Annotated in this window: 13 protein-coding genes and 1 pseudogene; 9 read left to right on the forward strand and 5 right to left on the reverse strand. The window is 56.5% G+C overall.

What is annotated here, in order from left to right; all coding sequences use genetic code 11:
- Positions 1-586: 586 nt before the first annotated feature.
- The 6 genes and pseudogenes from QUE41_RS06765 to QUE41_RS06790 all read left to right on the forward strand — a co-directional run bounded on the left by QUE41_RS06765 (position 587) and on the right by QUE41_RS06790 (position 7128).
- Positions 587-2065: a L,D-transpeptidase family protein gene (locus QUE41_RS06765; RefSeq protein WP_286342116.1), complete on the forward strand. Its 1479-nt coding sequence runs from the start codon at positions 587-589 to the stop codon at positions 2063-2065.
- 143 nt (positions 2066-2208) lie between these two features.
- Complete coding sequence (gene mepK, locus QUE41_RS06770; protein ID WP_286342117.1) at positions 2209-2751, forward strand: peptidoglycan L,D-endopeptidase MepK; 543 nt, start codon at positions 2209-2211, stop codon at positions 2749-2751.
- Between the two features lie 115 nt (positions 2752-2866).
- Positions 2867-3151, forward strand: a pseudogene (gene rplY, locus QUE41_RS06775) (50S ribosomal protein L25); the annotation flags it as partial.
- Positions 3152-3351: 200 nt separating this feature from the next.
- Positions 3352-4659, forward strand: a complete 1308-nt coding sequence (locus tag QUE41_RS06780) for a cation:proton antiporter (protein WP_286342118.1) — start codon at positions 3352-3354, stop codon at positions 4657-4659.
- 258 nt (positions 4660-4917) lie between these two features.
- On the forward strand, positions 4918-6036 hold the full coding sequence (locus QUE41_RS06785) for a GGDEF domain-containing protein (protein WP_286342119.1): 1119 nt from the start codon (positions 4918-4920) through the stop codon (positions 6034-6036).
- A gap of 186 nt (positions 6037-6222) precedes the next feature.
- Entirely contained in the window at positions 6223-7128 is a 906-nt protein-coding gene (locus QUE41_RS06790; RefSeq protein ID WP_286342120.1) for a LysR family transcriptional regulator, read from the forward strand.
- 73 nt (positions 7129-7201) lie between these two features.
- Here QUE41_RS06790 and QUE41_RS06795 read toward each other — a convergent pair whose 3' ends face one another.
- Together QUE41_RS06795 and QUE41_RS06800 are read right to left on the reverse strand one after the other, a co-directional pair.
- Positions 7202-7843 carry a UPF0149 family protein gene (locus QUE41_RS06795; protein WP_286342121.1) on the reverse strand — a complete coding sequence of 214 codons (642 nt, stop codon included), beginning with the start codon at positions 7841-7843 and terminating at the stop codon, positions 7202-7204.
- Between the two features lie 148 nt (positions 7844-7991).
- Positions 7992-8837 (reverse strand): ABC transporter substrate-binding protein, encoded by an 846-nt coding sequence (locus QUE41_RS06800; RefSeq protein WP_286342122.1) that lies wholly within the window; start codon positions 8835-8837, stop codon positions 7992-7994.
- A gap of 571 nt (positions 8838-9408) precedes the next feature.
- Here QUE41_RS06800 and ybaK point away from each other — a divergent pair.
- Complete coding sequence (gene ybaK / locus QUE41_RS06805; RefSeq protein ID WP_286342123.1) at positions 9409-9900, forward strand: Cys-tRNA(Pro) deacylase; 492 nt, start codon at positions 9409-9411, stop codon at positions 9898-9900.
- Here ybaK and QUE41_RS06810 read toward each other — a convergent pair.
- From QUE41_RS06810 to QUE41_RS06820, 3 genes are all read right to left on the reverse strand, one after another.
- On the reverse strand, positions 9870-10340 hold the full coding sequence (locus QUE41_RS06810; protein ID WP_286342124.1) for a hypothetical protein: 471 nt from the start codon (positions 10338-10340) through the stop codon (positions 9870-9872). The genes ybaK and QUE41_RS06810 overlap by 31 nt on opposite strands.
- A 156-nt stretch (positions 10341-10496) precedes the next feature.
- Positions 10497-13319, reverse strand: a complete 2823-nt coding sequence (locus QUE41_RS06815) for an FAD-binding and (Fe-S)-binding domain-containing protein (protein ID WP_286342125.1) — start codon at positions 13317-13319, stop codon at positions 10497-10499.
- Positions 13320-14344: 1025 nt separating this feature from the next.
- Positions 14345-16024 carry an L-lactate permease gene (locus tag QUE41_RS06820; RefSeq protein WP_286342126.1) on the reverse strand — a complete coding sequence of 560 codons (1680 nt, stop codon included), beginning with the start codon at positions 16022-16024 and terminating at the stop codon, positions 14345-14347.
- 797 nt (positions 16025-16821) lie between these two features.
- On the opposite strand from QUE41_RS06820, the gene QUE41_RS06825 reads away from it, so the two are divergent.
- Together QUE41_RS06825 and QUE41_RS06830 are read left to right on the forward strand one after the other, a co-directional pair.
- Positions 16822-17838, forward strand: a complete 1017-nt coding sequence (locus QUE41_RS06825; RefSeq protein ID WP_286342127.1) for a cation:proton antiporter — start codon at positions 16822-16824, stop codon at positions 17836-17838.
- 112 nt (positions 17839-17950) lie between these two features.
- Positions 17951-18703, forward strand: coding sequence for a TetR/AcrR family transcriptional regulator (locus tag QUE41_RS06830; protein WP_286342128.1), 753 nt, complete (start codon positions 17951-17953; stop codon positions 18701-18703).
- The last annotated feature ends 117 nt before the right edge of the window (positions 18704-18820 follow it).

Genomic DNA, 18820 nt, shown 5'->3' on the forward strand with positions numbered 1-18820 from the left:
AGCGCGCAATATGACATGCTTGGGAACATTAAACGCTTTGAAGTGTATGGGGTTTGTTGCGCATTTGCTGTGAACTGGCTCACGACGGGGGCGAAAAAAGCGAAGAGGTCGGAGAAAGTGGGCTTCGGTCGATTAATCTTGGTCTAAGTTGCTGATATTAAGTGATTATCAGACTGTTGCGACTGCGCTTTTTGTGATCGGGTTTGGGCTGAGGTTGGTGGGTGTGATCTCGCCCCTGGTTGGGCGGGCAGAAATTGCTCCTCGTTGTCATATGACTGCAATCTCTCTGGCCTAAAGTGCAGCACAACGAGCAAACATGCTCTCTCGTTATTGTTTTGACCTTGAAATCCCTGGCCCCCAGAAACCCATTCCGGGGGCATTTTTTTGCCCTTTTCGCTCTCCCTTAATATCTACTAAGAAAATCAACGGCCTGGTTGCTTTCTGCACGATTTTCTCTCTGCCTTCGCCAAAGCCTTGCCATACTTATCTCCATCCCTGTTGAAACAGGGCACAAAAAACTCTGGTCTGATTTTATTGTGGGGCGTGATTGACTTACGCCGTCCTTACCGAGATAAGGAGGCAGCTTTTGATAAAGCGGCTTTGTCTGTTGGCCATATTCTGGACACTGGGATGCGCTGCCCAGCCCATGCCCCTGTGGCGGGCGGTTCAGGACCAGCAGCGAGCCGCCGAAGAGTTAACCCAGCACTTGTCACTCTTGTCTGCAGCGAACGTGTCTCCGCAGTTTTACTCTCTTCACCAAAATCTCGAAGCGCCCGACTTGTCTATGGAGGAGCGGGACAGGCTGCTGCTGCTCGGTTTCCAGTTGATCGAGGAGTTTCATCGGCAACTGAGTGAACGTCCTCCCGGTGCCGATGGCCTGGGCGGTGCGCCCTTCCTGCTGATGGTGCCAGAGGGCGGGGAGTACCCTGTGCTGAAGGCGGCAGAGCAGGGGCGGCTGGAGCAGAGAGTCCGGGAACTGGCGCCTGACTCTGTGCAGTATCGTATGGCACGCCAACGAGTGATCGAGCTGATGGCCTTGGAATCTCTCGTCTGGCCTGAGTTTGGCAAGGCGCCTTTGTTGGAACCCGGAGACCGCCACCCTCAGATTGCCGAGCTGCGCTGGGTGCTGAAACAGTTGGGGGATTACCAGGGGCAGGTGAATGGTGACCACTATGATGACGAGCTGCTCGACTCTGTGCAGGGGTTTCAGCGACGCCACGGCCTGGCTGCCGACGGTGTGGTGGGGCCCAGGACCCGAGCCTGGCTCAGGGTCTCTCCCAGGGTTCGGGCACAGCGACTGGCCCGAAACACCCTGAGGCAGTGGCATGACCGAAGCCGGTTTGCCGACAGTTATCTGCTGGTCAATATTCCCGAATACCGTCTCAGCTGGGTCACTCCAACTGGGGAGAGATTCAGCACCCGGGTGATTGTCGGGCGCAACAGCAGGCGCACGCCCAGGATGACCACCGAGGTGGTCAGCCTGGTGGTGAACCCCAGCTGGAATGTGCCCCGCTCCATAATCTGGCGGGATCTGCTGCCCAAGATACGCCTGAGTGGTGACTACCTGGCCAAGCAGCGCTTCGATGCCTATAACCGCCAGGGTGAGCCGGTGCAGTATTCCGCCGACCAGTGGCAACAGGCCGCCACCGGCCGCTTCCCGTATCGCCTGTCTCAGCGACCGGGTGACGATAATGCCTTGGGACGATATAAGTTTCACCTGACCAACAGCAAGGCGATCTATCTGCACGATACCCCGGACAAGCAGTTGTTTGACCGTTCCCGGCGGGCTTTGAGTTCAGGCTGTGTCAGGGTCGAGGGCGCCGACCTCCTGGCTCGTCAGCTGGCTTTCGAAGGGGAGGTGGATCTTAAGCGCTTTAATCATGCCAGGGGCCTGGGGGAGACCAGGTGGTTCAGGTTGAAGCGGCCATTACCCGTCTACATGGTGTATTGGAGTGCCTGGGTTGCCGACAATGGCGTAGCCCACTATCGCAAGGATATCTATCACCAGGATGGTGATATGGATCACAAAAATGCCATTGCGATGAGATCGACTTTCGGCAGATAAAGGAAGCTGATTCTCAATACTTTATCCCTTCCAACCATTCAGTAGCACAAATTTCAGTTCTTGCCAGTACAAATTATAGCCGTTAGTTTAATGGCGCCGGCACCCTAGCCGGCCTCTTTATAGGGCTGTACTGGAACTGTTGAATGACCGCTTTTGATAACAATAGACGCAAGATTCTTTTGGGGATTGGTGCCGCGGCTGCATTGAGTCAGGTACCTCTGACGGCCCATGCCAGCCTCTCCGCCCCCAAGCGCCTGAGTTTCTACAATCGCCATACAGGTGAAAGCACCAGCCAGACCTTCTGGACCCCGAGTCAATATGATCCCTCCGCCCTGGATGCCTTCAACCAGGTGCTCAGAGATCACCGCACAGGTGAAGCCATGCCTATGGACAATGGCCTCTATGAGCTGCTGCATGACCTGACCCGGGTGCTGGATACGGATCGTCGCATCGAGATCATCTCGGGCTACCGCAGCCCCAAGACCAACGCCATGCTGGCCGGTAAGTCCGCCAAGGTGGCCAAGAAGAGCTACCATATGAAAGGTATGGCCATCGACATCGCCATTCCGGGTGTGGAGCTCTCCGACCTGAGAAAGGCGGCCTTGTCACTGAAGCGGGGTGGGGTGGGGTATTATCCCAAGTCAGGCTTCGTCCATGTGGATACCGGCCGGGTCAGGCAGTGGTGATCACAGGGCGCTGGTGATCCTCAGCCGGTCATGGTAGACTCCGTCCGCTTTTTGAAAGTGCCACTGCTGGTCGCAAGCAGTGGCATTAATTTTTCTGACATTGAAGGTAATAACTATGTCTTTCGAATTTAATGCTGTTGTACGTACTGACCTGGGGAAAGGTGCGAGCCGCCGCCTGCGTCATGCTGACAAAGTACCCGCCATCATCTACGGCGGCAGCGAAGAAGCCGTTGCTATCGAGCTGGAGCACAACGTAATCCTGCAAGCCCAGGAGAACGAGAACTTCTACACTGACGAGCTGACCATCAACATCGATGGCAAAGCCGTTAAGGTGAAGGCTCAGGACATGCAGCGTCACCCCTACAAGCCTAAAGTTACCCACATCGACTTTAAGCGCGTTTAATCTCGCGCAGGCTTGAAAGAAGCGCCCTCAGGGGCGCTTTTTTTGTGCCTGCCATTCTCCGTGTCCGTCCCGATGAGTTTACGATTGTGATCTGGCTCTCTTTTTTTAACAGACTAAAATAGAGTGAGTTTTGGGTACAATCCCATCCCCTCGTGTATGGAAGTGAAGCCACAGCCGTGGCGGATAAGGAGAATCCAATGACGGTGTATGCCACCCTGTGTACCCTGGCAGCCCTTGCCATGATGATCGCCTTTATCAACAGCAAGGTGGGGCGGATGCAGATGACCATCGCCATCACCGCCGGGGCTCTGATGCTGTCCCTGCTGATCGTCATTGCCGGTAAGGCGGGCTGGTTTTCGCTGAAGAGCGTGGCGGCCGAGGCGATCGATCGCATCAATTTCGAAACCTTCCTGCTCAACGGCATGCTGGGCTTCCTGCTGTTTGCCGGCGGTCTGGGAATCAAGTTGCCCAACCTCAAGGCGCAGAAGTGGGAGATCGCCACCCTGGCGCTGGTCGGTACCCTTATCTCCACTTTGCTTATCGGCGGGGTACTGTGGCAGTTCTTCCGCCTGATTGGGGTGGAGTTCGACCTGGTTTACTGCCTGCTGTTTGGCGCCCTCATCTCTCCTACCGACCCCATTGCCGTGCTGGCCATCGTCAAGAAGATGAAGGCGCCCGAGCAGATCAGTGTGCAGATCGAGGGGGAGTCCCTGTTCAACGACGGGTTCGGCCTGGTGCTCTTTGTGACCCTGTTTGCCATCGCCTTCGGCGGCGAGGCGCCGACGCTGGCGGGCATCACCCAGCTGTTTATCCACGAAGCCCTGGGGGGCATTCTCTACGGGCTGGCCATCGGCTTGCTGTTCCACACCCTGATCAGCTCCACCGATGATCACTCCATGGAGTTGCTGCTGACCCTGGGTATCCCCACGGGCGGCTATGTGCTGGCCAGTGCCCTGGAGGTTTCCGGTCCGTTGGCCATGGTGGTGTCGGGCATCATCATTGGCAACTGGACCCGCCACACCGGCATGTCCACCGAAACCCGCGACCATCTGGACAGCTTCTGGGAGCTGGTGGATGAGTTCCTCAACAGCGTGCTTTTCTTGCTGATAGGCCTGGCGATGCTCACCTTCAGCTTCCATCAGGAGGATTGGATTCTGATGGTGGTCTCGATTCCTGTGGTCCTGGCGGCTCGCTACCTCAGCGTCCGTCTCTGCTACCTGGGGTTTGCCCGGTTCCGTCAGTACAATCCGTTGTCGGTGACCATCCTGACCTGGGGAGGACTGCGGGGCGGCTTGGCGCTGGCGATGGCGATGTCGGTGCCTTCAGGTGTGGTGGTGGTGGCCAGCAAAGGGATAGATGTTCGTGAGATCCTGCTGGTGATGACCTATTCGGTGGTGGTGTTCTCCATTCTGGTACAGGGTTCCACCATAGCGCCGCTGCTGAACCGGGCCAATAACTGGGAGACGAACCGGGACAATGGCGACAGTCAGGCCGAGGTGGCTTGATGGCGCTTACGCTGTACCCAGGATGCTGTGACGGGGTTTCACTCTTGTAAGAGGCAGGTAACGCCGGTGTGAGGTTCTGCAGAATGAATGCCGGGCCGAGGGATAGCCTGCGCCACGGGGGATATAAAGCGGATTTTTCTGCATAATTTAGCGGTTTTTAGGGTCTGCCCAAGACACACTTGAATTGGCTTCGTGTACAATATCTGTCCTACTGCGGGGTGGGCAAGAGCGCACCCCCAAAATCCCGAGCAGGTGTCCATGAGCCAGAGCCACTACCCCGAAGTGATACAGCTGATGCAGCAGAAGCACCTGCGTCAGGGGACCCTGTGGGTGGGCTTTTCGACCCTGCTGGTGCAACTGCTGTTCTTCATCAACCTGTGGGAACACCTGCCTCAACCTCCTATACAGACCCGCATTATGGCGTCGGCGCAGATTGTCATCTCGGTGTTGGTGCTTGCCCTGGCCGCCTACCTGATCAATAACCCGGGTGAGGTCAGAAAAACCACTCGAGCCCTCATGGCGCTGCTGGTGGGCACCGCCTGGAGTCTGGTTTCCATCAATACGGTTGAGAGTTGGGGGGAGTATCAATCCTCCAAACAGATCTTCATGCTGGGTTGCCTGACCGTGGTGATTGGCTGGTACACCTCCAGGCTGATGATGTTCCTCAGTTGCTGCATCATCCTGATTGCATACGCCTACCTGACCCTGCTGCACACCGGGTTTGAGTCGGTCACCTACTATCTGTCGGTGGTGAAGTTTCCTCTGCTGATCTGTCTCTCCTCCCTCTATTTGCGTCGCTGGTACTTCTTTGGCCTGGACCGACACAGCCAGAGCCTGGAGTTGCTTGAGCAGTTTAAGCGGGAGACCACCTTGGATCCCCTCACCGGGGTGATGAATCGTCGTGGCTTCGATCAGGCGCTGTCCGACGGTGTGGCGTCGGCAAGACGCTTCGAAATTCCCACCTCCCTGATGCTGGTGGATATTGACCACTTCAAGCAGTACAACGATGCCCTGGGGCACGATCAGGGGGACAAGGGGCTCAAGTTGGTGGCCAACACGCTGTCGGCACTGATGGCCCGCCAGACCGATGTCTTCTGCCGGGTTGGGGGAGAGGAGTTTGCGGTGATACTCTCAGGCACCGACATGGAGGGCGCCAAGGTGATGGCGCAGCGGATGCAGCAGGCGATGGAAGCCCTCAATCTTTCTCATCCCGATTCCATCACCTCGGACAGGGTGACCCTGAGCATCGGCATTGCCCAGTGGCGCGACGAGGACACCTCGGCGTCGCTGTACCGCAAAGCCGACCAGGCTCTCTATCACGCTAAATCACAGGGGAGAGACTGTTGGGCTGTGGACCGGCTGTCCCTGGCTGTCTGAGTCTGGCTGGCGGTCCGTTGACTGCCGCGGCGCCCCGATACCGGCCAATGACCTGCTCTTTGACCATGGCTTTGCGCTTCCTGAGGCAAAGATAATTCGGCTTCTGCTCTTGCCTTGCCAGATGAATTGAGTCCAAAATGTGAATAGATACTAGACTTTCCTATAATTATTCTGATTCTGGCAACGATGGACCTACTTAAATCGATACGGATATTCCGGGCCGTCCTGGAGCAGCAGAGCTTCTCCGCCGCGGCAGCGTCTCTCAACCTGGTGCCGTCGGCGGTGAGCCGGCAGGTCAGTGAACTGGAGCGTCACCTCGGTGTGCAGCTGCTGCAGCGCACCACACGCTCGGTGCGCCTCACCGACGAGGGGCAGCGTTACCTGGCGAAGATGGAGTCCATCTGCAAAGAGGTGGACGGGCTCTATGGTAGCACCCAGACCGGAGATGGGCTGGCGGGCACCATAAGGATGGTGGCCCCGGTGCTCTTTGGCCAGTCGATTCTGCCCACGGCCCTGGCGGAGTTTGGCCGGGAGCACCCCGGAGTGGCCATCGAGCTGCAGTTGCTGAATCGTCAGTGCGATCTGGTGGACGAAGGCTATGACTTTGCCATCCGTACCGGCAAGCAGCCGGACAGCGGGGTGGTGGCCACCAAGCTGACCACCATGCGCATGCTCACCGGGGCCTCTCCCGGTTACCTGGCCCTCAACGGTGTGCCCCAGCACCCGGCGGATCTCACCCGTCACAACTGCCTGATCAACAATGTTCACCGTACCCCCAGATCCTGGCTCTATCAGGATCAGGGCCACCGAATTCCGGTGAAGGTGGATGGGGACTTTGAGAGCAACGACAGCCTCTGTATCCGGGCCCAGGCCCAGGCGGACCGGGGAGTGGTGCAGCTGGCAGACTTCCAGCTGTGGCGCGCCTTCGATACCGGTGCCCTGCAGCCGATTCTCAATGATTATGAGCCGGCGCCGGTGCCGGTGTGGCTGCTGCATCCGGCCCAGCGTTTCCTGCCTGGTGTGCAGCGGGCCCTGATGCAGTTCCTGGTGGAGTACCTGAAGCGTAATGCCCTGAAGCGGATGCCTGTCTAGGGGATACGCTGTGTCTCACCAATAAAAAACGGCTACCCTGGGTAGCCGTTTTTTCATGTTAAAGCAGGCGTTGTCAGTGGCCGCCCACATCAGGGTTGAGCATGGCATTGACCGGATTGTTCTCCTCATCCAGCTCCATCTGACTCCAGCCGTGCATGTAGGCCATCGCCTCTTCGATGGTGGCGATCAACTGCTCCGGCGCTGGCTCTGCGCCCTCTCGCCAGGCCAGGGCGTGCTCTTCGTCACTGCCCAGGGTGGCCAGGTAACCCATAAACTGGCAGCAGGACTCCACCTCTTCCAGCTGTTCCGGGGTGCAGATCTCCTGCCACTTCTCCTTGAGCACCGCAAAGCCGGTGAGGAAGCCGGCGCACCAGTGGCGCAGATCCATGGGCACCTGACGCTGTGTCAGGTCATCCAGCAGGGGACGACACTTGGGAGAGAGCACCTCGCCTTTCTCCACCACCTCGGTGTGCAGCTGATTGTACAGAGCAAAGAGTTGCTCCATCACCTTGTTTTCGAAGGGCCACAGCTCCTGTTCGGGCTTGGTGTTGGCGATGTGGGCGCTCCAGACTCCGGGGTCGATGGTCTTGGGAAAGCAGTGCAGGTGCGCCAGATAGCCGCGGCTCTGCATCAGGGTCATGCCACCGTACTGGGCAGCGTCGTCCAGGGTTTTCGCCAGTTGCTTCTCGTCGGATTTGGTCAGTTTTTCATTCATTTGCGTTCGAGCCCGGTGGGTAGCGTCTCAGGAAGAGGGCTGATAATGCCAGTTGTTCACCGTCATTTTAATGCTCTGGCGCAAGGTTAGGAAAAATTAGTTCATTTTTCGGATGGAAAATCAGGGGGGCGATCGCCCCCCTTGCAGATCAGTGGTGGTCCTGACTGCCACTGATGCCGGTGTACATGGCGTCGCCAAATTGCGCTTTGCCATAGTTGCTGAGGATCTGCTGGCCGGCTTGTGAACCAACGAACTCAATAAACTGGTCCGCGACTTTCAGGGCCTCAGTATTCCCCTTGACGCCCCTCAGGGCATGGTAGGTATTGACCAGTATCGGGTCGCCGGAGAACAGCACCTTAAGCTCACTCAGGTTGGCTTTCTCCGCCACCCAGGTGGAGCTGTCGGTCATGAAATAGCCCTGCTGTTCGTTGGCCTGACGCAGTGTTGCCCGCATAAACTCATGGGTCACCTGGTACCACTGGCCTTGAGGTTGCTTCTCTGCCAGGCCCCAGATCATCATCTCCTTCTTGTGGGTGCCGGAGTTGTCCCCGCGAGAGAGGAACAGGGCGCGGCTGTCTGCCACCTTGCGGTAGGCCTCTTTGATGGAGCCGGCGTCGTTGACACCGGCGGGGTCTGCCTTGGGACCCACCAGATAGAACTCATTACTGCCGATGAGCGTCCTTTGGCTCGCCCAGCCCTGTTCTACCGCTCTCTTTTCCGCCGCGGGTGCGTGAACCATGGCTATGTCGACCTCACCCTGTTTCAGCAGGGAGAGGGACTTGCCTGAGCCGGCCTTGACCCAGCACAGGCGGCTGTCATGACTGGCATTAAACTCATTGGCCAGCGCTTTAAGCAGGCCCAATTCTCCGGGACTGCCGGTAGCCAGTCGAAAGTTGACCTTGCCAGTGCCGTAACTGGCTTTGCACTCGATGGCCTGAGCGGGCAGGGCGGCCAGACAAACCAGGCCCAGGGTGATGGCAGTTTTGAACATCATGACTCCGTTATCGGGGCGCCGCCGACTGCATTGTGGCAACGCCGGTGAGAATGTTGAGGTCATGGTTGATCTGGGTCACCTTTGTGGCAATGGTCTTCTTTTGCACCCTAGAGCCGGATCAACACAAAATCCGTCATTTGGAGTGAAGTGACTAAAAATAACAATGGGGTGCGGACAAATTGACTCAGGTTGTGAGCGAGAAGGGATTGCGAGAAAAGGTGGCCGGCTGAACCGGTCTGCACCGGCTCAGCCAGCCGGAGCGACTGGTGAGTATCGAAAAAAGTGGGGCCGGACGGATTAGCCAGCAAATAGGTGTCTCGGCCCCTAAAACTGATGGCGTCAGTCTGGCTTTATGGCAAAGTTCTTCAATCTGATTGCTGGTGAACTGTGACCGGCGTCTCGGTGTAAATCATTGGAAAAATTCAGATTACTTCTAATGACACCCCGCAGGGACAAAATGTCTCTATCTGGCGTCGCTGTGTTTGGCTTGAGCCCGGCGGCGCGGCAGATCACAGTGGCCATTGTCCCCATGTGGCATACTGTGCCGCTTGTTCCAAACTCTGGAGACTTTATGACCCCTGCCGTTAACGCCGCTAAGAAGGCCAAGGTGCCTTTCCAGCTCCATCAGTATCAGCATGACCCCAGTGCGCCTTCGTACGGCCTGGAGGCCGCCCAGGCCCTGGGACAGGACCCGGCTCGGGTGTTCAAGACCCTGCTGGCGGCGGACGATGCCGGCAAGCTCTGTGTGGCGGTGGTGCCGGTGACCGGCCAATTGGATCTCAAGGCTCTGGCCAAGGCGGTGAAGGCCAAGCGGCTGACCATGGCGGATCCCAAGGCGGCAGAGAAGGCCACAGGTTATGTGGTGGGGGGCATCAGTCCTTTGGGGCAGAAGAAGCGCCTGACGCTGGTGCTGGATGCCTCAGCCGAGGCCTTTGACACCATCTGTGTCTCCGGCGGCCGTCGCGGCCTGGAGATTGAGCTGGCCCCTGGGGATCTGCTCAAGCTCACTGGGGGCGTCTTTGCCGCGGTTGGCTACTCCAAGGGGGACTCGACCACCACATAGCTTTGGCCACCGGCCAGGGGGGCAAACCAATGCTCTCCCAGGTTGTGGTAGCTGATGCCATCGACCACCACACTGTGGCTGCCCGAAGGAAGCTGGTCGATGCGTTGGCCCAGGGTGTAACCGCTTCCGGTATCGCCTGCCTGGATGACGCTGTAGCTGCCTGCCGGGGGAGATTCCACGTAGAGGTAGTGATCCCCGTGTTTACGGTAATAGGCGTCGTTGACAATGGCGTAGGTGACGCCGGAGTACACCGCGAAAGTGGCGATGCGGGCCAGTTCCCTGTGGTGGTAGGCGTAGTGATTGTGATGGGGGGTGTGGCGATACCCGGGTTTGACGACGATTACCTTGGTCTTGTGCTGCGGACCATGGTGAGGTTTGGCCTGGACTGGCGGGGCTGTGAGCAGCGGCAGAATGAGGGCGGTGATCATCATAAGGCGCATGGTCTTGCTCCGTTGGGAAGGTCTGTTTCCAATGTTAGCCGCTTCAATGTAAAGGCGTGACAGCCTGGGTAAAACTGGATAAAGAGTGAGCTGACAAAAGCGCCTCCCACTAAAAAGGCCACCTTGCGGTGGCCTTGTTCAGTTCAAGAGGCAGTCTTAGCGCTTAGGCTTGGACGCGCGGTCCAGCAGGCTCAGAATGTTCTTGTAAGGGATGCCGGAGTGAGTGGTCAGGCCAATCTCACAGGTGGCGGATACGGAGTAACCGCTGGTGCAACCCTTGTCTTTGGTTTCTGCTTTCAGGTGACGCAGACCGTGCTCGTTCAGCTCTGGGAAGTTCATGCCACGGTTACCGGCCATACCACAGCAGCCAACCTTGTCGCGGTCAGGTACAACTACGTCAGAGGCACACAGCTTGGCCAGGCCAACCAGGTCATCAACGATGCCCATCTTGCGGCAGGTACAGGTTGGGTGAACAGCGATCTTCTCTTCGATCTTGCTGATATCCAGGCGGTCAACCATGTACTGCATGGCGAACTCTTCTGGACCCAACATGTTCAAGCGCTTGTCACAGGAGCGACGCATACGCTCCAGACAGGCGGTGGTTTCCACCAGGATGGGGTGCTCACCGTTGTTGGACACTTCCAGCAGCCACTTGGACAGCTCGTCGGACTTGCGGTCCGCCTGCTCGTTGTGACCGTAGGACTCCCAGGACTGACCACAGCACAGACCCTGAGGCTTCTCGCCACACAGCATCTCGATGTTGCACTTCTCGAACAGAGCCTTGATGGTCTCTGGAACGGAGCGCTGGTCAGGGTTGTTAGGAGCGGTACCCAGCATACGGTTCAGACAGGCTGGGAAGTAAACGGCCTTGATGTCACCGGCAGTCTTCATCTCAGGCAGGGCTTTACCACGCTTAGGCATACCGGAGGTCCACAGAGGGATAGGCATGCCAGGCATAACCTTACGGGCAATCTTGGTGATGCCACCCATGCCGCCTTCGCCGATGACGGCACGGGCGATATCGGTTGCACCCAGGGCGAAGCGAGCAACGCCTTCCAGGTTGTCGTACTGGTTTGCAGTGAAGTTGGCTACCTTCTTGTCGGTACCGGTGGCGTACTTGGCACGTTGAACCTTGATGAACTTACCGGTGTCGATGCCCATGGGACAGCCCAGCTTACACAGGCCGTCGGCGGCACAGGTGTCCATGGCGAAGTACTTGTAGTTGGCCTGCAGGTCAGCCAGAACCTCGGGCTCTTTGCCGGTGGTCTCCAGGGTCTTCATCACACGGGCTACCGCGGTACGCTGACGAGGAGACAGGGTCAGGCTGTGGGCCACACAGTGCTGTTCACAGAAACCACACTCGATACACTTGTCGATGATGTCGTGTACCTGAGGCAGAGGCTTAAAGCCCTTGGAGTGGCAGTGTGGGTCATCGTTGATGATCACGCCTGGGTTCAGGATGCCCGCAGGGTCCAGAACGTTCTTGGTGCGCTTCATCAGGTCGTAGATGCGGGTGCCCCACTCTTTCTCTACGAAGGCCGCCATACCGAAGCCGGTACCGTGCTCAGCTTTCAGGGAGCCGTCGTACTTGGTGGCAACCAGCTCTACTACCGCTTCCATGAAGTTGTCGAAGCGGTCTACTTCGGCCTGGGTGCTGAAGTCCTGGGAGAAGATTACGTGGTAGTTACCTTCCAGGGCGTGACCGTAGATCACCGCATCGTTATAGCCGTGCTCGAAGGAGAGGTTCTGCAGGTCGATGGTGGCCTGAGGCAGTACTTCGATTGGGAAAGCGATGTCTTCAATGATGCAGGAGGTGCCGGCAGGGCGCATGGAGCCAGCCAGAGGGAATACCGCCTTACGGATGGCCCACATGTTGGCAATTTCGGAGCCGTTCTGAGTGAACTCAACAGGACGGTACAGACCGTGCTTCTCCATGATGGCGTTCATCTTGGCGGTGTTGCGGTCGATCTCTTCCTGGCTCATGCCGAAGGTTTCGAACAGTACCGCAGTCACATCCTTATGGATGTCGGCCAGGAAGTCTGGGGTCTGGTACTTGGACGCAGCTACCGCCTTCAGGGCGAAGTTGTCCAGCAGCTCGGCGGCGTTGGTCTCGTCGAAGGCGTCTTTACGCAGTTCAACGATCGCTTCACAGGCGCCGCGCAGAGAGTCGAAGTACACCATGGCGGACGCAGAGTGAGTCGCCTTTGGCACGCTCTTCATGGTCATCTCGGACAGGAAGCCCAGAGTACCTTCAGAACCCACCATCAGGTGCAGGATGATGTCGAACGGGTCGGAGAAGTCCACGAAGGAGTTCATGCCGTAACCGGTTACGTTCTTAATGGAGTACTTACGATTGATACGGTCAACCACTTCCTGGTCAGCCATGATCTCATCGCGAATCGCTTCGATACCCTTGATCACTTCAGGGTACTTGGCGGTGAACTCTTTGCGGCTGGCTTCGCTGGCGGTGTCCAGAACGAAACCGTCGGCCATGACGATACGGGCGGAGTCGATCAGCTGGTAGGAGTTGGCGTGGGTACCGCAGTTCATGCCGGAGGCGTTGTTGGACACAATACCGGCAACCATGGCAGAGGCGATGGTGGCTGGATCAGGACCAAACTTCCAGCCCAGAGGGTTCAGAACCTGGTTAACCTTGGAGCCGATTACGCCGGCCTGCAGACGGATACGCTCACCGCCGTCCAGAACCTCGTACTTGTCCCAGTCACCACCGGCTACCATCAGGATGGAGTCGGAGATCGCCTGACCACACAGGGCGGTACCAGCGGCACGGAAGGTAACGGGAGTTTTGTTGGCATGACACTCTGCCAGTGAAGCGGAGACTTCAGCTTCGGTCTTGGGGTGTACCACAATCTGTGGACGCTTTTGGTAGAAGGAGGCGTCGGTACCCCAAGCGACTCGGCGTAGGTTGTCGGTATGGACGCGATTAGCATCAAGAATCTGGCTAAGTTTGTTAGCCACTTCACTATAGTTAGCAGTTAGCACTTTTATATACCCTTATATTTTGTACCAAGGGACTTGAATATTTGAACAAATATCCATTTCTCCCGGTAAAGGCCGCACCTGGATCACATTCATTCAGTATAAATATTATGCCATAAGCGAACTGAGGGTCTTTGGGCGGATGACTGAATATAGAGTCAAAAATAACCGCCATTTTTGTGCAAGTGAACAAATTAAGTGAAGAAAGATCACTTATTCTTCTTGTGGCCTTCGGGATGGAAGTCTCACGGTTACAGGGGCTGGTCGGGCAGGGTGGCAAGGGTTCGAACTGATCAACATTTAAGCCAGGGTAACGGTCCGATATTATCTGCAATTGGCGCTGTCGTTGCACAGCGTTTTGCCAGGGTCAAAGTGGCTTTGACACTCACCTTGGCGACCCTGGTTCTGCCGGATGCATGTCGCCCGCCTGTCTAATAAAGCAGCGTTTTCATGGTTGATTTTCCCAGGCTTAATAGTGGCTTAGGCTTGTCTTGGGGTGGGAGGTGCTTACCAGCTTCTCCCCGGGGAACGCGGCCAATATCGATGTGCGTTGCCCATGGCCGCCGGGGTAGCCTCACTCCTCGAAATGGGTCTGTCTCCCTGGTTAAGGTTTACCCTGATTGTGGGTTCGGTTAAGCCGTTAAGAGGGAGGCCGCCCCGATGAGTCAACCAGACAACTGGCGTGATCCCATCGAAATGCGAATGCCACTCATCCAGGTTTTTGGGGTTGGCGCATTGGGGTGGGGAGAGTCTGTTGTTTTGGTTTTGTGCACAAAGCGGTGTTCGGGCTTGTGAGGCTTGGATTATGTCGAGCAACAAGGGTCGGCTATTTTCAGCGCTGTCCTTGGCAAGAGAGCGAATATGTTCAAGTCAGGGCGGATAAATATGGAGAAATTCCAAAGAAGGCAGAGCAGAGTTATCGGAGTGAGTGGCAGGTAAATTGTTGCGGAAATAAAAAAGCCGGACCCTTAGGCCCGGCTTTTTTTACCAACTTCTAGGAGCTATTAGTAGCCACCCCAGAAGAAGGCGATGGTACCGGCAACCATGGCGTAGGCCAGGGCAACAGGCATGGTCTTACGAATAATCTCAGACTCACGACCCGCCATGCCTACTACGGTAGCAGCAGCAACAACGTTCATTACACACATCATGTTACCGGCGTTAGCACCGATACCCTGCAGGGCCAGTACCAGGGCGTGGTTCATGCCCAGGTTGTCGGCTACAGAGTACTGCAGGCCGGAGAACATCATGTTGGAGAAGGTTGCGGAACCGGACAGGAAGGCACCGAAGATACCAACTACCGGAGCAGTCCACTCCCACACGGCGCCCATGGAGTTAGCCAGCATGTCAGCCAGTGCCTTAGGCATGGACATCAGGCCAGCGTCGTTGGCGCCAGAGTTCAGGAAGATCTTCACCATAGGTACGGAAGCACCCAGGGAGATGATGGTGGGGATCATGGACTTGCAAGAGTCAGTGAACGCACCAGTGAAGGCCTTAGGCTTCATCTTGAAGATGAAGAAGCCCAGGATACACACGGCGACGAAGAAGGCGCCAGGAGCGTACAGAGTCTTGAAGCCGGAACCCAGCTCAGTACCCAGCAGGTTGGGGAAGCTCAGGTTGAAGCTCAGCAGGAAGCTCTTCAGAGGAGCAACTACGCGAGACAGAACCAGCAGACCGGCCATGACCAGGTAAGGGGTCCAGGCAGCCAGCTGAGAGAACTGAGGCTTGGCAGCAGCAGCACCAGCAGACTGAGGCTGACCGGCGTTAGCAGGAGCGGCTTTACCGTCGTTCTCGGCGAAGTCATTCCAAGGCTGTGCAGGCAGCAGGAAGCCTTTCTTCGCAGCAGGAATCACGATGGCCATACCAACCAGGGCACCAATTACAGATGGGAACTCTGGACCGGCGAAGAAGTTGATCAGCCAGGCAGGTACGGTGAACGCCAGACCGGCGAACAGGGCGAACTTCCAGATTTGCAGACCTTCGGCGAAGGACTTCTTACGGCCGAAGAAGCCAGTCAGCACAGCAACCATGGTCAGGGGTACCAGAGTACCGGTGAACAGGTCGATGGTGATCATGTGCTTGGCAATCAGCTGAGCGTAGTCAGCGAAGCCGGCGGTAGCGCCCAGGGCAGCAATCTGCTCGGCAGCCATGGATACGCCGCCAGCGTCCAGACCCTTGTCCATACCGAAGAGTACGGGCAGGCCGATGGCGCCGAAGGATACGGAGGTGGAGTCAGCAATCAGAGCCACACAGGCCGCGGCCAGAGGCGGAATGCCCAGCAGTACCAGCAGAGGAGCGCCGATAGCAGCAGGGGTACCGAAACCGGCGGAACCTTCGATGAAGGAACCGAACAGCCAGCAGATGATGATGACCTGAACACGGGCGTCAGCACTAATGTTAGTGAAGCCCGCACGGATGGTATCCATGGCACCGGAGGCGGCCAGCGTCTTCAGCAGGAAAATTGCGCCGAAGATGATGGTCAGAGGGGTAATGGCGTCCAACATACCCTGGACGACGGATGCGCTTAGGATTGCGGTATCCATCTGCCAGATGAAGGCAGCGGCCAAACCGGTTAATACTGCGGAGATTGGCATTGCCTTGGAAGCAGGCAAGCGCAAGAGCACCAAGAATACGAGTACCGAAATAATCGGTGTGAGCGTTGCGATGGTCTGTATGAGATTCACGCCGTTTTCCCTTCTATTGAGGAATGATTACTTTGTTTCAGTTTCACTATAGTCAACCAAATTTGAATCATGCTTGGTTGAACGATAGTAATTGGTAGCGTATTCAATAGCGGAAAGCACCTCAGAAAATTGATCCAAGTCAATATCGATGAACTTCACATTTTAGTAGCAATCGGGAATGAGTTTCTCGTCCCAAATGGTAGGAAAGTGTGATCTGCGCACTTGATGCGGGATTTTTGACTGTGATCTTGATCACAATAAAAAAGCTGTTTTTATAACCATTTTTTTACAATCGATAAAAATCCAATAAAATCAAAGGGATGGCTTCGTGTGGCGTTAGGGTGGTGTTGCAAGCTTAGAGTCACTAAAGGGTCATAATGGGTGCTTTTGGAATATATAAATGAACATTAATCATAAAAGTGAATAAGGCGGCTAACTTTGTTGCAAAATCGATTTCGGGGGATTTTTGGTTGGAGGGGAAAATATTCGGTAAGGACCGCCTTAAAATGTAGGAAAATAACTAGATAAATCGGGTTATTGCCGAATTACGGCGCTATTACTGAATATTAATTACAAAACCTCGTCATGTTTAGTTTTTGCACAACTCATCTTGCGCCAGATCACAAAGTGCTCTCGGTGGTCCATACTAAGCTTTGGTAAATCAAGCTCCTACGAATCTGAGGTGGATTTTGCAGGGAAACTGGCTACTGATCATGGCCGCCGTGACTCTGGTGACGGCACTTCGAAACGTCGGGTTGATGGCCAGGCATATCATCTTGTTAACAGTTGGCTTACTTGTGGGTCAACTTGTCAGTACATTCCAGTGGCAGACAGGCATCACCGCGACCGGGCTGACCCAAACCATCTACTACCTGATATTGCCCTGGTTGCTGGTGCATGCGGCCCAGATGATCTCCCGCCGGCGGCTGCGTTTGCTTTGGCCATGGGTGGTGGTTCCCGCCACTCTGGTGTTTCTGCTGACCCTGGCAGTGGTGAGCCTGGGGCTCTTTGTGCTGATCGACCATCCCGGCTTTCCATTGATCTCGGCCCTGATTGCCGCACTTTTGCTGGCTGCGTCCGATCCCAGTTGGAGCAGCCAGCTGGTGCAGCGACAGCGCTCTCTGCTGGTACTGCTCGAGGGAGAAGGGATCTGGGTCGAGTTCTTTGCCCTGGTCGGGTTGATGGTTCTGATCAAGGCCGGGTCACTGGAAGAGCTTCGTATTGCAGAGTTTGCCCTGACCTTTACCCGGCTCCTGGTGAGCTCGTTGCTGCTGGCCTGGTTGCTCTCCTATATTGTCCGTCCGTTGATCAGGTGGAACCCCGGGCTGACTCTGCCTTTGGCCTACCTGAGTTTTTGGGGGGCCGAGTGGGCCCTGGGCCTGCCGGGTGCGGCGGTGTGTCTGTTGCTGGTGCTGTTGAGTCGGCCACAACTGGCCAGGGGCGGGAGTCAAAGCATCGAAGAGGGAGCACGCCTGGGGGCGGATCTTCTGGTGTTGATTCTGGGGTTCTCCTTGACCCTCTCCATGTTTACCGAACGCTACTGGGTGATGCTGGCAGCCATTGGCCTGTGTCTGCTGGCCAGGTTGCCTGTGCTTTGGGCCACCACTCGAGGGCTCAACCACCCGTTGACCCAAAACTCGGCCTCGCTGTGGTGGCAACTTCCGGTGCATGGACCTGTGACCCTGGCTTTGGTGCTCTCCATTCCCGTGTCGGTGACCGCCTGGTGGACCATACAGGCGGCCTGTTATGGGGTGATTCTGTTTGAGTTATTGATTCAACGCCCATTGGCGGCCCGCTCTGTGAGCGGATCGTGATTCTGGAAAGCTGGTTCCAAGGGGGGAATGCAGATGTGATGGGTGCCCGGAGAGTTTGATTGACCTTAAGTAAAATACCCCTTTGGGTTTCTGCTTTACAGGTCAAATGCCAATGCGCTGTCCCCATACCGATGCCCTCAGGGTGAAATGTCAGGCCGTCCTCGATGTGACCGAGGGGATGATCGATCAGCAGGGGTTGATCTCATTTAAGCTCTCTCAGGTCGCCAAGGAGGCGGAGATCGCCAACTCCACCTTCTATAAGCTGTTTGAGAGCAAGGAAGACCTGCTGGTGTGCTGCTTCATGCGCAATGCCACCTGCAACCACTTCGATGATTTCGAAGCCCTGCATCCGGGCATGTCCGCCATAGAGCGGGTTCTGCTGCCGATTATCTTTACCTTCGAGGCCACCTATTTCTCTCCAAGCTTCAATCTGGTTCGTCAGGTGGCGGTCAACAGCCGGGTGTGGCGCCTGGCCAGTGCCGACAAGGCCAAGGCGTTTGAGAATCGCATTAACCTCTATTGGGAGAGGATCACCGGATACCTGAAGCAGGCGGTAACCGAGGGGGAGTTGGTGGCGTCTGACGACGAGGTGAGGGAGCTGGCCCAGGCGATCACCTTCTACCTGAGCGGTGCCCTGTCCGCCTATGAGTGCCGCCTCATTGGCAAAGAGTTCCTGCAGGAGAAGCGCCAGACTCTGTTCCGGCAGCTGCAGAATGTGTTTAAACCCTACGGCTGGCGTGAGCCTCTGACCCTGGCGCTGTTTGAGCGGGTGGGGGTTCGGGTGCACATGTACTACCAGGCCAATCGCCGTGACTTCAACAGCTGTGCCCGCTGCATGGCGATGCAGGAGAAGCTGGGCGGCTGAGTTCAGTGGCACAGATGAGTGGGCTCCCTCCGGGGAGCATTTCCTTTATATGGGGGGAAATAAAAAAGGCTCCCTTGCGGGAGCCTTGGCGTGTGTCAGGAGTTGAGTGTTACTTCA

Source organism: Ferrimonas sp. YFM, from assembly GCF_030296015.1.
Classification (GTDB): Bacteria; Pseudomonadota; Gammaproteobacteria; order Enterobacterales; family Shewanellaceae; genus Ferrimonas.

Bases quoted from the DNA above. Each gene is read 5' to 3' on its own strand.
- QUE41_RS06780 (WP_286342118.1), top strand. From the start codon at position 3,352: ATGACGGTGTATGCCACCCTGTGTACCCTGGCAGCCCTTGCCATGATG.
- ybaK (WP_286342123.1), top strand. From the start codon at position 9,409: ATGACCCCTGCCGTTAACGCCGCTAAGAAGGCCAAGGTGCCTTTCCAG.
- QUE41_RS06810 (WP_286342124.1), bottom strand. From the start codon at position 10,340: ATGCGCCTTATGATGATCACCGCCCTCATTCTGCCGCTGCTCACAGCC.
- QUE41_RS06795 (WP_286342121.1), bottom strand. From the start codon at position 7,843: ATGAATGAAAAACTGACCAAATCCGACGAGAAGCAACTGGCGAAAACC.
- mepK (WP_286342117.1), top strand. From the start codon at position 2,209: ATGACCGCTTTTGATAACAATAGACGCAAGATTCTTTTGGGGATTGGT.
- QUE41_RS06785 (WP_286342119.1), top strand. From the start codon at position 4,918: ATGAGCCAGAGCCACTACCCCGAAGTGATACAGCTGATGCAGCAGAAG.
- QUE41_RS06790 (WP_286342120.1), top strand. From the start codon at position 6,223: ATGGACCTACTTAAATCGATACGGATATTCCGGGCCGTCCTGGAGCAG.
- QUE41_RS06800 (WP_286342122.1), bottom strand. From the start codon at position 8,837: ATGATGTTCAAAACTGCCATCACCCTGGGCCTGGTTTGTCTGGCCGCC.
- QUE41_RS06830 (WP_286342128.1), top strand. From the start codon at position 17,951: ATGCGCTGTCCCCATACCGATGCCCTCAGGGTGAAATGTCAGGCCGTC.